The sequence below is a fragment of the Acidobacteriota bacterium genome, from assembly GCA_018001935.1.
Lineage (GTDB): Bacteria > Acidobacteriota > JAAYUB01 > JAAYUB01 > JAAYUB01 > JAGNHB01.
On record JAGNHB010000044.1, the window covers coordinates 16,609 to 31,449 of the forward strand.

General features: G+C 68.5%; 8 protein-coding genes. 4 read left to right on the forward strand and 4 right to left on the reverse strand.

Translation table 11 applies throughout. The annotated features are described in order from the left end of the window. Window positions 1–9 precede the first annotated feature (9 nt). Window positions 10–1,272, reverse strand: a complete 1,263-nt coding sequence (locus KA419_15170; protein ID MBP7867277.1) for a hypothetical protein — start codon at window positions 1,270–1,272, stop codon at window positions 10–12. A 267-nt stretch (window positions 1,273–1,539) separates the two neighbouring features. Here KA419_15170 and KA419_15175 point away from each other — a divergent pair, with 267 nt between their 5' ends. Together KA419_15175 and KA419_15180 are read left to right on the forward strand one after the other, a co-directional pair. Further along, complete coding sequence (locus tag KA419_15175; GenBank protein ID MBP7867278.1) at window positions 1,540–2,580, forward strand: radical SAM protein; 1,041 nt, start codon at window positions 1,540–1,542, stop codon at window positions 2,578–2,580. Window positions 2,581–2,745: 165 nt separating this feature from the next. After that, complete coding sequence (locus KA419_15180) at window positions 2,746–5,280, forward strand: hypothetical protein (GenBank protein ID MBP7867279.1); 2,535 nt, start codon at window positions 2,746–2,748, stop codon at window positions 5,278–5,280. Between the two features lie 429 nt (window positions 5,281–5,709). Here the strand turns inward: KA419_15180 and KA419_15185 are convergent, their stop codons facing one another. From KA419_15185 to KA419_15195, 3 genes are all read right to left on the reverse strand, one after another. Beyond that, complete coding sequence (locus KA419_15185; protein ID MBP7867280.1) at window positions 5,710–7,887, reverse strand: MBL fold metallo-hydrolase; 2,178 nt, start codon at window positions 7,885–7,887, stop codon at window positions 5,710–5,712. Next, window positions 7,887–8,204: a hypothetical protein gene (locus KA419_15190; GenBank protein MBP7867281.1), complete on the reverse strand. Its 318-nt coding sequence runs from the start codon at window positions 8,202–8,204 to the stop codon at window positions 7,887–7,889. The genes KA419_15185 and KA419_15190 overlap by 1 nt, the downstream gene beginning before the upstream one ends. 278 nt (window positions 8,205–8,482) lie before the next feature. Further along, window positions 8,483–12,424, reverse strand: a complete 3,942-nt coding sequence (locus tag KA419_15195) for a hypothetical protein (protein MBP7867282.1) — start codon at window positions 12,422–12,424, stop codon at window positions 8,483–8,485. Between the two features lie 405 nt (window positions 12,425–12,829). On the opposite strand from KA419_15195, the gene KA419_15200 reads away from it, so the two are divergent. After that, window positions 12,830–14,302, forward strand: a complete 1,473-nt coding sequence (locus KA419_15200; GenBank protein MBP7867283.1) for a DUF3857 domain-containing protein — start codon at window positions 12,830–12,832, stop codon at window positions 14,300–14,302. Next, the gene (locus tag KA419_15205; protein MBP7867284.1) at window positions 14,215–14,841 is read left to right on the forward strand and encodes a hypothetical protein; all 627 of its coding nucleotides are present in this window, start codon (window positions 14,215–14,217) and stop codon (window positions 14,839–14,841) included. Before KA419_15200 ends, KA419_15205 begins: the two co-directional genes overlap by 88 nt.

Below are 14,841 nucleotides of genomic sequence, written 5' to 3' on the forward strand. Positions count from 1 at the left end.
CCGTCGGGCCTAGTTCTCCACGACGCTGGCGCGGAGGTCCTTTTCGGGGTTCTTGAGCAGGTCCACGGCCTGCTCGAGCTGCTTTTCGTAGACGCTGTCCACGTACTTCCGGTACAGGGACACCGACTCGTCGCCGGTGGACATCTCGTAATCGATGTAGAGGGAGAGGGCAAAGTCCTCCGGAGGGGACTTGAGGTCCGGCCGGATACCGGCCTGGTTGTATTTCTCGTGGGTGATCGCCTGCCCGGAGGGGGTCAGGTAGCGGGCGGAGGTCAGGTAGAGCGCGCTGCCGTCCGGGAGGTCCTGCCAATTCTGTTCCGAGGCCGTCCCCAGCGTCTTCAGACCCACCAGCCTGCCCCGCCCGTTGTCCTTGAGCGCGGCGGCCACCAGTTCGGAGGGCCCCGAGGTGAAACCGTTGACGAGGATCACCAGGGGGCCGGTGAAGACCGCCTTCTCGGGCGCGGCGGGAAGGGCGGCGCGGTCGCCGCCGTGCACGAGGCGGACGGCCAGGGTCCCGCTCGCGACGAAGAGGTTGGCGATGTCGAGGCCCTCCTCGACGGTGCCGGTGCAGCAGTCCCGCAGGTCCAGGACGAGATGCTTCACCCCGCTGCTGACCAGGGTGTTCAGGGCCCGCCGGACCTCGTCGGTCGCCTTGTCGTGGATCTCCCTGACCTTCAGGTAGCCGTAACCGGGCTCGAGGATGCGGAACTCCGGGGCCGAGGGAGTGAAGGACTCCCGCTTGAGAGCCAGTTCCCGCATGTCGTCGTCCTGCCCCCGCTGGATGCCCACCTTCACCTCCGACCCCGCCGGGCCGGTGAGCATCGCCTGAACGTAGGGGAGGGGCATCTCGCTGGTCCCGCGCCCCTCGATCTCCTCCAGGAGGTCCCCGGGAAGGATGCCGGCCTTTTCCGCCGAGGACCCGGGACGAACGGCCATGACACGGTAGAACCCGCTTCGCGGCGCGAGGATGATCCCCGTGCTGAAAGCGGCGAACTCCTTGCGGGCATCGACGAACTTCTTCTCCTCGGGGCTCAGGTAGCAGGAAAACACGTCCACGCCAAAGGCGAGGCCGCGGAGGGCGCCGAGTGTCAGCTTCCGGAGGTCGGGCTTCTCCACGTAGGAATCCTGAACTTTCCGCATCACCTCGTTGAAGACCACGAGGTTCTTGTAATCCTCGTCCTTGGCGGCCACCTGGTTCCAGAGCACCCCGAAGACGAGAAAGACCGTCAACGACGCGGAAACCATGAACACTCCCTTGATCCACCCCGGCATGGTGCGCCTCCGCCCAAAGATAAGCGCACATTATAGACCGAAACGGCAGGCGGGGAAACACAAATTCTCGGGGGTCACCGCGCGGAAAGCCTCGAAGGCGCCAGACAAGTCAGACAAGTCAGACAAGTCGGACAAGTCGGACCGGTCAGATGTTTCCGATTCGCCACGAGAGTTGTCCCGTTCACTTGACAGCGGGTCTTGATGCGGCGGCGGTTCTGGGGCAAAATGTCGGGGCCGCCCAGGAACGGCGGCCACGAGAGGAGGCCCATGGTACCCGTCGAACTCGAACCGGCCCGCGAGCCCCTGGAATTCGGTTTCCAGTGGCACCTCACCGACCGGTGCAACCTCCGGTGCGTCCACTGCTACCAGGACGACTTCTCGCCCGCCGGCGAGCGACCCCTCGACGTGCTGAAGCGCATGGCGGACGCCGTCCTCGGTTCCCTGCCAAACCGGGAGGTCTCCGTCAACATCACGGGCGGGGAGCCGCTCCTGGTCCCCCACCTCGCGCCCTTCCTGCGCCACCTGGAAGGCTACCCCAACCTCCTGGAGATCAACCTCATCACCAACGGCACCATCGCGGGGGAGGACCTCCTGGCGGAGTTGGCAAGCCTCGGAAAGCTCCGATACCTGAAGGTCTCGGTGGAGGCCAGCGTCAACGCCGTCAACGACGCGATCCGGGGCCGGGGGAACCTGGAGCGGGTCCGGGCCGGGATCTCCGCCTATCGCCGGATGCTGCCGCATGTCGGCGTGGTGCTGATGGCGACGCTCGGGCGCCACAACCGGGACGCGGTGGACGGGCTCCTCGGTTTCGCCCGGAGTACGGGCGCCGCCGGCGTGATTTTCGAGCGCTTCGTCCCCCTCGGCGCCGGGCGCGCCATGGCCGACCAGGTCCTCTCCGCGGCAGACTGGCGGCGGGTGACGGCCACCCTGGCGGACCGGGCGGGCGTGGACGCCGACGTTGAAGAGCTTTTACCGTACCGCGCCTGGTGGTTCCGCCTGGACGACCCCGAGGAGCCCCTGGTGGGGGCCCTGTGCAACCTGGGCGAGACGTCCATGGGCCTCATGCCCGACGGGACGGTCTACCCCTGCCGACGCTTGCCCGTTCCCCTGGGCAACGTCCTGGCGGACGCGTTCCCCGTGATCCTCGAGCGATTGAAACCCTACGCCGCGGATCGCGTCAAACCCCGCCTCGACGGCCCCCGCTGCGGGGGCTGCACCGTCACCGGGTGCGCCGGCTGCCGGGCCCTCGCCGCCGCCCTCACCGGCGACCTCCTCGCCGACGACCCCCAGTGCTTCGGACTGCGATAGTGCGCCTTTTCGCTGCCGCTGCGGGGGCTGCGACACGCTTCGCGGCACCGTTTCCCAACCGTCGTTTTCCTTGCAGGGGGATATGTGTTATAAGCAAGAGACGCCTTGCACGGGACCCGGGCGCCCGGCAGACCGCCCCGGAACGAAATTCTCGGAGGAAATCGCATGAGACGTAAAACCCTGGTGTTGTTGCTGACGACCCTGGCGGCGCTCCTGGCCGCCTCCCTCCCGGCCGCGGGACAGACCGCGCCGCCCGGACAGGCCCCGGCTGGGCCGGCCCCGGCCGCGCAGGAACCGCTGTCGGACCCGGGCTGGCCCCGCGACATCCCGGCCGGGGAAGTCACCCTTCGCCTGTTCCAGCCGCAGCTGGAGGCGTGGACCGACACCCTGCTGAAAGCCCGGGCGGCCGTGGGGGTCATCCCCGCCGGCACCCAGGACCCGGCCCACTACGGCGTCATCTGGTTCACGGCCCGGACCGAGGTGGACAAGGTCAACCGCCTGGTGGACCTGGACAACCTGAACCTCGTCAAGGCGGATTTCCCCACGCAGCCTTCACAGGCGGGCGCCTACGGGGCCGCGCTCCAGAAAGGGCTCTCCAGGCAGGATCGCGTGATCTCCCTGGACCGCCTCGAAGCGGCCCTGGCGGCGTCCGAAAGCGCGCCGCCGGTGGAGACCCACGCCGTGCGGAACGACCCGCCCAGGGTCTACTTCAGCATGACCCCCGCCCTGCTGGTCCTGGTGGACGGGGAACCCGTCCTCCGGCCGATGGAGGGCACCGGGCTCCAGCGCGTCATCAACACGCGGGTGCTCCTGGCCAACGACCCCAAGGACGGCGTTTACTACCTGCGCATCATGGACGGCTGGATGAGTGCGAAAACCCTGGACGGGGGCTGGGCGCCGGTGAAAAAAGCGCCCCGGAGCCTGGCCAAGGCCCTGGCCGCCGCCACTGCCGCCGGCCAGGTCGACGTTCTGGAAGGCCAGCCCCTGGAAGGTGACAGCGGGGAAAAGATGACCCTGGAGTTGGCGGCCAGGAGCGGCAAGGTCCCCGCCATCCTCGTCAGCCTCGTCCCCGCGGAACTGATCCAGACCCAGGGTACGCCGCAGACCGAGGCCATCCCCGGCACTGGTCTCCTCTGGGTGACCAACACGGGCAGTAACCTGTTCACGGACCCGGCGACTTCCCACTATTACGTACTCCTCTCCGGCCGCTGGTTCCGGTCAACAGCCCTGGCGGGGCCCTGGGAGTTCGTGGCCGGGAGCCAGCTCCCCGCCGGTTTCGCCCGCATCCCCCTGGACCACGCCAAGTCAGGCGTGCTGGCCTCGATCCCGGGCACCGGCCCCGCCAAGGAGGCGCTGATCGCCAATTCCATCCCCCAGACGGCCACCATCACGCGCAGCGCAGCCAAGCTGGAGGTGAAGTACGACGGCGACCCGAAATTCAAGGACATCGAGGGGACAAACCTCAAGTACGCGGTCAACGCCCGGACCCCCGTGATCCGGGTGTCCCCGGACGCCTTCTACGCCCTGGAGAACGCGGTCTGGTTTACGGCCTCCGTCCCGAAAGGGCCGTGGGCGGTGGCGACCTCGGTCCCCGCGGCCATCTACGCCATCCCGGTAAACAGCCCGCTCCACTACGTCACCTACGTGCGGATCTACGGGTACACCGACACCGTGGTCTACGTCGGCTACACACCCGGCTACTACGGCACCGTGGTCACCCCCGAGAAGGTGGTGGTGTACGGCTCGGGCTGGTACTACCCGCCCTACGTCGGGGCCTGGTGGTACGGCTGGCCCTGCACCTACGGCTACGGCGCCACCTTCGTCTGGACCTCCGGCTGCGGCTGGGCCATCGGGTTCGGCGTCGGTTACGGGTGGGGCTGGTACCACCCGTACTGGGGCCCGTGGTGGGGCTGGTACGGCCCCTGGTACCCCGCCTGGGGCTGGGGCGCCTGGGGCGGCTTCGCCGCGGTGAACGTCTACGGGCGGTGGGGGGACGTGGCCTTCCACGGCACGCGGGCGGCCTGGGCCAACCCCTGGACCGGCAACATCGGCAGCAGCGCCCGTTACCGGGGCTACAACCCCAGCACGGGCACCTACAGCCGGGCCGGGCGCATCAGCGACACCAACGTCTACACCGGGAACTGGGTGAACGCCAAGGGCGGGGCCGCCTACAACCCTGAAACCGGCCGGGTGATCGCGGGCGGAAAGATCGAGGGCGGCAACATCTACTCGGGCGACCACGGGAGCGCGGGCGGCGCCGTGATCTATGACAGGGACACCCACAACGGCGCGGCCATCGGCAAGAACGACATCTACGCCTCCAAGGACGGCGACGTCTACCACTACGACCGGGACACGAAGACCTGGTCCAAGCGGGATGACGGGTCCTGGGAGCCGGTGGACCCGCCCGACGGCGGCCGGCAGCCCAAGGACGGCGCCACGACCGGCGACGGCCGCGACCGCCACGACCGGGATGTCCCCGCCGCGAAGGCCGACGGGCAGGACCGCCGTACCTCCGACGCCGCCCGGGAACCCGCGTCCGCTCGGCACCGGGACCGGGGTGCGACCCGCGACCTCGATCGGGACTACGAAGCCCGGAGCAAGGGCGAGTTCCGCAGCCGGCGCTTCGACGCCGACAGCGGCGGCTGGCGGAGTCGCCGGGGCGGCGGCGGGGGCGGCGGGCGGATCCGGCGCCGCTAAGGGCTGTGGCGCGGGCTTCAGCCTGCGCGGAGGAATCCCGAGGAATCCGTGAAAGGGTCCCTGTTGATTCCCGCCCTGTAAGCCCGAAAGGGTGCGGGGAAGCCGGGTCCTTCATGGCCCGCGGCGCGACACGAAGCGTTCGTGCCTCCCCTTTCCCGCGTATTCCGCGGCGCCGATTATTCCGCACCCATCATCTTTTCTTTGCGTTCTTTGCGCCTTGGCGAGATAAAAATCCGGATCGGCTCTCGCCAAGGCGCCGTTCCGTGCAGGGTGCCCCATCAGCGCCGTCTACCGCGTGGGTTGCGCTGGGGTCGCGCCCTCCCGCGCGCCGCCGGCAAGAACTCGCTGCCCGGAGGGACGGCCAGAGCCAGGGGAAGCATTCCTTGTGCAAATTGGCAGGAGGGTACCTGGCGGCGCAGGGGATGACGGTCATCGCTTCCAGCGAGAGATGGCCCGATCGGTCTCGCGGATCGCGGATTGGAGCCACCCGCGCTCGATAACGTTGGTGCACCGGGCCAGGAGCGCGCGGAGCGCCGTCAGGCGGGCGTCGAGCGCCCCGGCGTGACCCGGTTCGGCGGCGAGGGCCGCGTCCGCCAGGCGGAGCGAGCGAACCGCATCCCCTTCCCCGAGCGCCTCCACGGCACGCCGGGTGACGGCGTCCGCCCCGCCCGCCAGGCGGACCAGCTCCGCGTCGGTGTCGGCGGGGGGCAAGGTGTACAGGTTCGCCGCGTTTCCGTCGAACCACCCGGCGTACCCCTCGAAGATCCCCCGGACCGACCAGGACACCCGCCCGTAGAACTGCGGGACCTCGAGTTCCGGCGGGAGGCGGACCTCCCGCATCAAGGTGAAGACGTCCTTCCCGGCGTTCATGCCCGCCACCACGTCATCGTGCACCTTCCGAACGGCGTCCCGGTAGCGGGTCAGCTTCCGCCGGACCAGGTCCCGCCCCACCAGCGGCTCCCCGTGCCCGGGGAGCAAAAGCTCCGGTTGCAGGGCCAGGGCCTTCTCCAGCGCGGCAACGTACTCCAGCGCCCACCGGGGTTTCGTCCCCCGGGGGGTGTAGAGGTTCGGGAAGGAGGCGTAGTAGTTGTCGCCGATGAAAACAGCCTTGAGGGCTGGCACCCAGATCAGCGACTGGTCCGGCGTCTCGCCGCCCACGTGGATCATCTCGAAGCGCATCCCGCCCACGGTCAGGACGTAGCGGTCGGTGAAGAGGACCGTGGCCTCGACGGGAGTCTCCGCCCCCGGGGGGGCGGGAACCGGCTGAGCGCCCTGGGCGGCGCGGCGACCCTCCAGGAACGGCCGGAGCCGGTCGTGGTAACGCAGGAACTCCACCATCTCCCGCTGGGCCACCACGGGGGTTGAGGCGCCGTTCTTCCACGACGCGATCCCGCCCCGGTGGTCCTCGTGGGCGTGGGTCAGGAGGACGGCTTTCAGGGGGGAACCTTTCGCGACCCGCCGGAGTGGGCTCTGCGGGGAGGATGCCCCGCCGGGGTCGATCACCACGCTTCCGCCGGGCGTCTTCACCAGGTAGCTGTTGCAGGAGCCTTCCTCGCGGAAGATGGGCCCCGAGACCCGCAGCGATTCCAGGTAGATCTTCTCGAGCCGTGCACGCTGGCCCGCCGCCAGGACCAGGGCGTCCGCCCAGGCGGGGTCGGCGTCGATGCACATCTCGTGGTGGAGGGTGACGACCCGGCCAAGGGCCGCCGCCCGCCGTTCCGCGGGAAGCCGGGCGTGGAGGTTCAGGGGGTAGCCGTGGCCGTGGGGTAGAAACCGGATCCGGTCGGGGGTGAGCCGGGCGGTCACCAGGGCGCTCAGGACCGCCTGGTGAAGGAAAATCCGGTGGGGGGCGTCGCTGCAGGCGGAGTGCTGGAAGGCCTCGTCTTTCAGGCACTCGTCGACGAGGCGCGCCCACTCGCGAAGCAGCCCCGTGTCGGATCGGATGGCAAAGATGCCGCAGTTGAGGTAGCCCCGCAGGCGTTGCCCCTCCACGAAGGACTCCACCGGAACGGCGCGTCCCGGCTCGGCCCCGCAGCGCGCGTAGAGGGCCGACCAGAAGGCGTCGGGCGGGGCGTCCCACGGGAGACCTACGTTCCGGACCTGGACGGGGCGCACGGCCAGCGTGACCCCGTCGGGGAGGTCGAGTTCGGGCTCCTGCAGGAGGAGGGTCTCCGGGTCGAACCACGCGAGGACCCGGGCGCTCCCCGCGTAAAGGTCCTCGGCCCGGGCGGCGGCGAAGGCTTTCGATGCGTAGGGGTAGGCGTTCACCGCCGCGTCGAGCCGCAGTTCCTCGACGCGAACGTCCTTTCGAGACCGCAGGCGGAGGGCGGGGACCTCGTCGGGGTCCGTCAGCACCACGAGGACGGGAGCGGCCCTGAAGCGCCCGCCGAAGGCCCGGATGCTGTCCACGAGGAGCCCGGCGGCCCGGTCCTGCCCCGGGGTGGTCACGTACGTGACGAAGACGACCGGGAACGGGGGCGGCGCCGGGCCCGGTTGCACCCGGCCGGCCGGCCGGTCCGGGGAGGGGGTCGTCGCGCCGGCCGGAGCGGGCCCGGCGGCGAGGGCCAGGGCCAGGAACAGGAGGGGCGGCACGAGCCGGGGGACCATCAGGACAGCTTCCGGTTCTGGTAGTTGAACATGACTTTCCACACCTCGTGGCAAGCCTGGTGATACGCCTCGTTCCCCAGCGAGGCCTTGAAGTTCGGGTAGTCGACGGATTCGACCTCTCGTCGGAGGGTTTCCGCCACCTCCGCCCGGGGAACGGAGGTCCGGAACCGGTAGTCCCGCTCCGGGGTCTCGGCAATCCCCCGGCCGGGGAAGAGGGTCTCGAGGTGCTCCCGCCTCCGGGCGCGGACCAGGAGGTTCCCCTTCTGGTGCCGGTCGTCGACGATGGAAAGGAAGCCGCGGTTCGTGAAGATCCACATGACGTCGCTCTCCTGGCGCCCGTGGCGTCGTGGGCGGTATCTCCCCCCCGGGTTCCGGTCTCGCCTCTTTTCGACCGGGGTTTTTCTTGGATATGATACGCCTGGACCGGGAAAAAGTTCGACCCGCGGCGTGCGGTGCGAAAACCGCCGGATCGCGTCGGAAGGGGTGTGTCACCAGCGACGGGTCCGCCCCGGCGACAGGGCAGCCCGCGTGTGTCAGATCACGACGCTCGGAATAGCCCGGAAATCTGCCCGGTATGCGAAAAGCGGTTCCCCGCTCAGGTGCCCGGTGTCGGCGGAGAGGGGTGGCTTTCCGCCGGGGCCAAGGGGAGGGCGACCCAGAAGAGGGCGCCGCGGCCCTCCTCGCTCTCCACGCCGATCCGTCCGCCGTGAAGCTCCACGAGCCCCTTGACGATGGAGAGCCCCAAGCCGGAACTGGACTCGCCCCCCGTGGGTCGGGCCGACAGTTTCTGGAACTTCCCGAAGACCTTCCGCCGGTCATCCTCCGTCAGGCCCGGCCCCTCGTCGCGGACGCCGATCCGGACCTCCCCGTCCTCCCGTTCGACGGTGACCCAGATGGATTTGTCGGGCGGGGAGAACTTGACGGCGTTCCCGACGAGGTTGTCCAGGACTTGACGGAGGATGCCGGGGTCGGCCTCGACCCGGCAGCCGCCCATGGCGGTGAAGTGGAGGGTCTGGCCTTTCTGCCCGGCGGCCGGGCGGGCGTCCTCCACGGCGCCGGCGGCCAGGTCGCCCGCATCGAGGGCCACGCGGTTGAGCACCAGGCGTCCGTCCTCGATGGCGGCGGTCTCCAGGAGTTCCGTGATCAGGTGGAACATCCGGTCTGCCGATTCCCCGATGATGTCGAGCCGTTCCCGGTTTTTCGGCTCCCCCGCCAGCTTGGGCCGGAGCAGCTTGGTGAACCCGACGATGGCCGTGAGCGGGTTCTTCAGGTCGTGTGCGGCCATGCGCAGCAGCTCGCCCTTGACCTCGTTGGCCTTCTCCAGGGCGGCATTGCTGGCGGAGAGGTCCGCCATCGCCTTTTCCAGGCTCTCCTTGGCCCGGGAGAGGCGGGTGTTGGCCTGGGACAGCTCCACGGTCTTGATGGTCACCTGCCGCTTGAGGAGGGCTTCGCTGCGCTTGAGCCTCCAGACCCTCAGGTGGTGCGTCCCGACCACGAGCAGAAGCGCCACGGCGAGGTAGAGCAGGTAGGCGGGGATCGTCTTCCAGAACGGCGGTGAAATGACGACCCGGATGGAGCGGCCGGCGAGGTCCCAGACGCCGTCCCCGTTGCACCCCTGCACGCGGAAGGTGTAGGTCCCCGGGTCGAGGTTCGTGTAGTGGGCCATGCGTTCGGGGCCCGCCTCGATCCAGGCCCGGTCGAAGTTCTCCAGTTGGTAGCGGCAGCGGTTTCGGGCCGGGGAACTGTAGTGGAGCGCGGCGAACTCGAAGGTGAGGGTATTCTGTTCCCACGAGAGCCGGACCTCGTCCGCCAGGCTGATGTCGGCGGCCAGGGGGCCCGAGGCGGAAGGCGCAACCGACTTGCCGAAAAGGCGGAAGCCGGTGAGCACCACGGCCGGCGGATAGGGGTTGTCCTTCATCCGGTCGGGGTCGAACAGGCCGAGCCCGCGGCTGCCGCCGGCGCAGAGGCGACCCCCGGGGCCTTTCGACAGGGTGAAGAGGCGGTTGTTGACCGTGATCCCGTCCGTCACGTCGAAATGACGGAACGTACCCGTCCGGGGGTCGAACCGTGACAGGCCCCGCGCGGTGGCCAGCCAGAGGAAGCCTTTCCGGTCCTCCTGGATCCCCGACACCAGGTCGTTGCTCAGGCCCTCCTTTTCGCTGAAGTTCCGCCAGGTCCCGTTCCGCCGGTCCATGAGGTAGAGCCCTTCCTCGTAGGTGCCCACCCAGAAACGGCCGGCGGAGTCCTCGAACAGCGACAGGACGCAGCGTCGGGGGAGGTAGTGCTGGAAGGACTCGGTCAACGGGTCGTACCGGTGCAGGCCCCCGTCGTTGGTGCCGACCCACAGGAAGCCCGCGCGGTCCTGGAGCAGGGCGGTGATGTTGTCGTCGCTCAAGCTCGTGGGGGCCTCGGGCTGGCGCCGGAAATGGCGCAGAAGGCCGGTTCGGGGGTTGTAGCGATCCAGGCCGTTCGCAGTCCCGATCCAGAGGTGGCCCCAGGCATCGGCCAGCAGCGCGCGGACCGAGTCGTTCGACAAGCTGTCGTCCTCCCGCTCCCGGGTGAGGCGACGAATCGACTCGCGGGAGGCACTGTCCAGGGGGAGGACCTGGATCCCCCACCAGCCGGGCCGTTCCGGCGGCGCCTCGACCCAGCCCGCTGCGGAGTGGACGGCGTTGGACCGGTACCGGAGGCGATAGGTCCCACCCGGCAGGGTGAGCACCGCGGTGTCGACCCGGTTGCGCCCGGCGCCGCCGGCGTGAAGGGACGACCGGAGCGAGAACTGCCAGAGGGTCCGGCCCCCGGTGTCCTCGAGCCAGCCGAAGTCGTCGAGGGTTGGGGCGGCCTCCCCGGCGCAGACCACCAGGACCGGCGTCTCCGCCGGCAGCGTGAAGGAGCGGGTCTCGTCGAGGTTGTTCCCGGCGCCGGTGATGGCGGCCCTCGGGCCCGGCGATCGGACCAGGCGGTCCACGAGGCCAAGGAATTCGGTGTCCGGGGTGGTCCGGGTGCGGGTGAGCCGCCGGGTGATTCTGCCCGAGGCCGGGTCGAGGTTGAGCAAGCCCCCGTTGGTCCCGATCCAGAGCGTCCGGTCGGGTGCGGCGCAGAGGGACCGGATCAACCGGTTGCCCGAACGCTCCGGGCCGTCGGGGGCGACCCGCAGGTGTTCGCACCGGCCCGTGTCCGGGTCCAGGCGGTCGAGCCCGCCCTCGGTCCCCACCCACAGCCGGCCCTCGGGATCGGCCAGGACGGATCGCACATTGTCGTCGGCCAGGCTGTCGGGGCGGACGGGGTCGTGACGCAGACACCGGAAGTTCTCCCCGGTGGGGTCCATCCGGTTCAGCCCCCCCAGCCAGCTGCCCACCCAGAGGACCCCGCTGCGATCCAGGAGAAGGGCCATCAGGCCGTTGCCGGCCCGCAAGCCCGAGGGGTCCCCGGAATCCCCGGTGTAGCGGGTGAGGCGGCCGGTTTCGGGGTCGAAGAAGAACAGGGTTCTCAGGTCCATGGACCGGAACCAGAGGCGTCGGTCGATATCCTCGATCACCGGGCCGACAAGAGCGTACGGGGGGTCGTTCCCGGGCCCCGCGCGGGCTATCGGCCGGGCCCGGCCGTCACGGTCGACGAGGAACAGGCCGGACGTGGTGGTGAGCCAGATCCCCCGACGAGGGTCCTCGAGGACGCCGGTGACCCAGGTGGTGGCGGCCTGCCCCGCGGTGGCCGACAACCGGTGCTCCTCGAGAAGGGCGGCCCGCCCGGCCGGCGCACCCCCGTTGACTTTCAACAGGCGGCCGCTCCCGGTGCCGACCCAGAGGGTCCCCGGGGAAGCGATCGACTCCGCCAGGCAGGTGATGGTCTCCATGGCCCCGGCGCCGTCGCCGAGCGGGACCCGGCCAAACGCATCGGCCAGGGGATCCAACCGGTGAAGGCCGCCCCGGGTGCCCACCCAGATTTCCCCTCGGCTGGTCTCCAGGAAGCAATCCTTCGTGGTCACTTCCGAGTGGGCGAGTGAACGGGGGTCCCGCGGGTCGTGCCGAAAGGAGAGAAACTTGCCCGACAGGGGGTCGAACCGGTGGAGAAGACCGCTTCGGGAGAAAAGCCAGATTCTCCCCCGCCGGTCCTCGAAGATCCGCAGGATGCGGAAGTCGTCGGTGTTGGGGAAGTCGAGGGGGTGGAGCCTGAACGTCCCGCTGCGCCGGTCAAGCCGCTCCAGCCCCCGCTCGTTGAAGACCCAGATGGCGCTGTCGGCCCCCTCGGCCACGGCGTAGATGGAGCGTCCCCGGATTCCGTTCCGGAGAGAGGGATCGGGCTTGAAGGTGACGAAGCGGTAGCCGTCGTAACGCACGAGGCCGTTCTGCGTGGCGATCCAGAGGAAGCCGAGCCGGTCCTGGCACAGGTCCCAGGCGCTGTTCTCCGGGAGACCGTCATCGACGGAGAGATTCCGGAACAGGGGCACTCCGAAGCCGCCCGCGGCGGGGCACACGGCGAAGAAAACGCCGGCGAGCGCCATGAAAGCCAGTGGAAACCGGCAACGCAAACGGGGCATCGGCCACCTGTCCCGGGCATCGGATCGTAAGGTATCCCGTCTCGGTCGCCCGCCTTCAATCCCGCCCGTCCATGAGATCGAGAAGCCGGTCACGATCCTCCAGGACGATGGTTGTGCGTGAAGCCATGGCTCCCTCGACCGGCTATCATATCACAGTCGGGCTATGAATTGATGACTCCCTTTACAATCTTGTTGTAATCGGACAAAATTCCCAGTCGCGCGATACGCTTTCCCCTTGAAATGCTCCCGAGCGGGCGCGTATGCTTTCGCTTGTTCTCCGGGGAGGGGGACGGTTGCGCCGACCGGCGGACCGTGAAGGAAAACAAAAGGGGTTTGCCGTCGATCCGTGCCCACCGCCCGCCCATCTCCGGCACTTTCACTGGACTCACTGCTGGAGGGATCATCATGCGAAAAAGTCTGGTCGTTCTCGCCCTGGCCGCCCTCTGCACGGCCCTGCCCGCCAAGGTCGAGATGGGCAAGTGGGCGGTCTTCACCCCGAACGAGCTGTCCATGACGGACACCCACGTGGCGCCCGGCGCCAAGGCGATCTTCCTGTTCCGGCACGCCGAGGTGATCGGGGGGGTTTACAGCTACCACGCCGCCATCAAGGTGCTCAACGACGCCGGGCGGGACTGCGCCAACTTCCAGGTCCCGGAGAACACCCGCAAGATCCTGGCCCGGACGGTTCGCCCCGACGGCACGTCGGTGGAGCTGCAGAAGGACGACATCATGAAGAAGGTGGTGGCCAAGAAGAAGGGGAACAAGAGCCAGATGAAGGTGTTCGCCCTCCCCGACGTCTCGGCCGGCTCCATCGTGGAGGTTTTCCTCCAGGCGCCGCTGGAGCAGATCCAGATGGTGGTTTTCAGCTGGCCCTTCCAGGAGGACCAGCTGGCGAGCCTGGATTCCTGGATCGAGTTCGACCAGGGCGACGTCAGGCTCTACAACAATTTCGTGGTGGACACCTACCGGCAGGCGTCCACCCGGCGGACCGAGGAGAGCGGCGGGCGAATCCGTTACTCGGCCGTCAACGTCCCGCCCGAGCCCGAGGACGACTTCCTCCCGCCCGGGGAGGAGTTGAGAGTTTACTTCTTCCGTTACTATGCTTTCCAGCAGGTCGAAAACGCCTCCTCCCTGGACCTCAAGACCCGCGAGGGCCAGGCCCGGTACATCGAGCTGTTCTGGAACCAGTTCGGGAAAGAGCTGGGTAAGAGAACCTACGAGTTCATCAAGTCCAAGGAGGCGGTGAACAAGCTGCGGGACACCATCCTGGGCGGACAGCCCGCCGGGGAGGACGCGGCCCGGAAGATCTACGACTACGTCGTCCGAAACTTCAAGAACACGAGCTTTTTGCGGGAAGGTGAAGAGGAGCGGGCCGCGAAGGAGAAGAGCAAGGAGAAGGTGAAGAGGAGCGGGCCGCGAAGGAGAAGAGCAAGGAGAAGGAGAAGGCGAACAAGAAGGTGGACGACGTCATCAAGAACGGCGAGGGCGACCGGGGAGACATCATGCTGCTCTGCACCGCGCTCCTCCGCTCCGCCAACCTGGACGCTCACCCGGCCTGGGCCTGCGGGCGCGACGACACCTACTTCCGGCGGGAGATCCTGCTCAACCAGTTCGACGAGCCGCTGGTGGCCGTCAAGGACGCGGGCGGCTGGAGCTACCTGGACCCCTCCACCCCGTACTGCAACTACGGGCAGGTGGCGTGGTACAAGCAGGACACCGACGTCATCGTCCTCTCCCCCGAGAGCGCCGAGATCCTGCTGGCCCCCCCGGGAAAAGCCGAGCAGAACCGGGTGGTTCGCACCCTCGAGGGCACCTTCGAGGGGCGGGCCTTCAAGGGAAAGCTCCGGCTCGACTACTTTGGAAACCCCGACTTCATGACCCGGAACTACTGGGACGACGAGACGGAGGAGGAGCGCCGCACCTTTGTCAAGGAATACCTCGAAAAGGACTTCGAGAAGGTTGAGCTGACGGCCTACGCGTTCCTGAACCTCCGCGACCCCCAGGCCCCCCTCTCCATCACCGCCGAGTTCACCGTGCCCGACTGCCTGGCCGAGACCCGGACACGCTACCTGCTCAAGCCTTCCCTCCTGGGGAAAAACCAGACGGACTACTTCAAGACCGACACCCGCCGCTTCCCGGTCTGCATGTCCTACCCCTACCTCGTCGAGGACACCCTTTCCTTCACCTTGCCGACGGGGGTCACCAGTGACCAGCTCCCCAACCCCGTCAATTTCGACAACCCCGTGGGGAGCTACTCCCTGAAAACGTCGATGGAGGGCGAAACGCTCAAGCTCCAGCGCCAGTTCCGCTGCAAGGGGGCCTTCTACGAAGCGACGCACTACGGCCTGGTGAAGGGGTTTTACCAGGCCGCCCGCAAAGGGGACGAGACCACTGTCGTCCTGAAGCGGCCGGAGTGA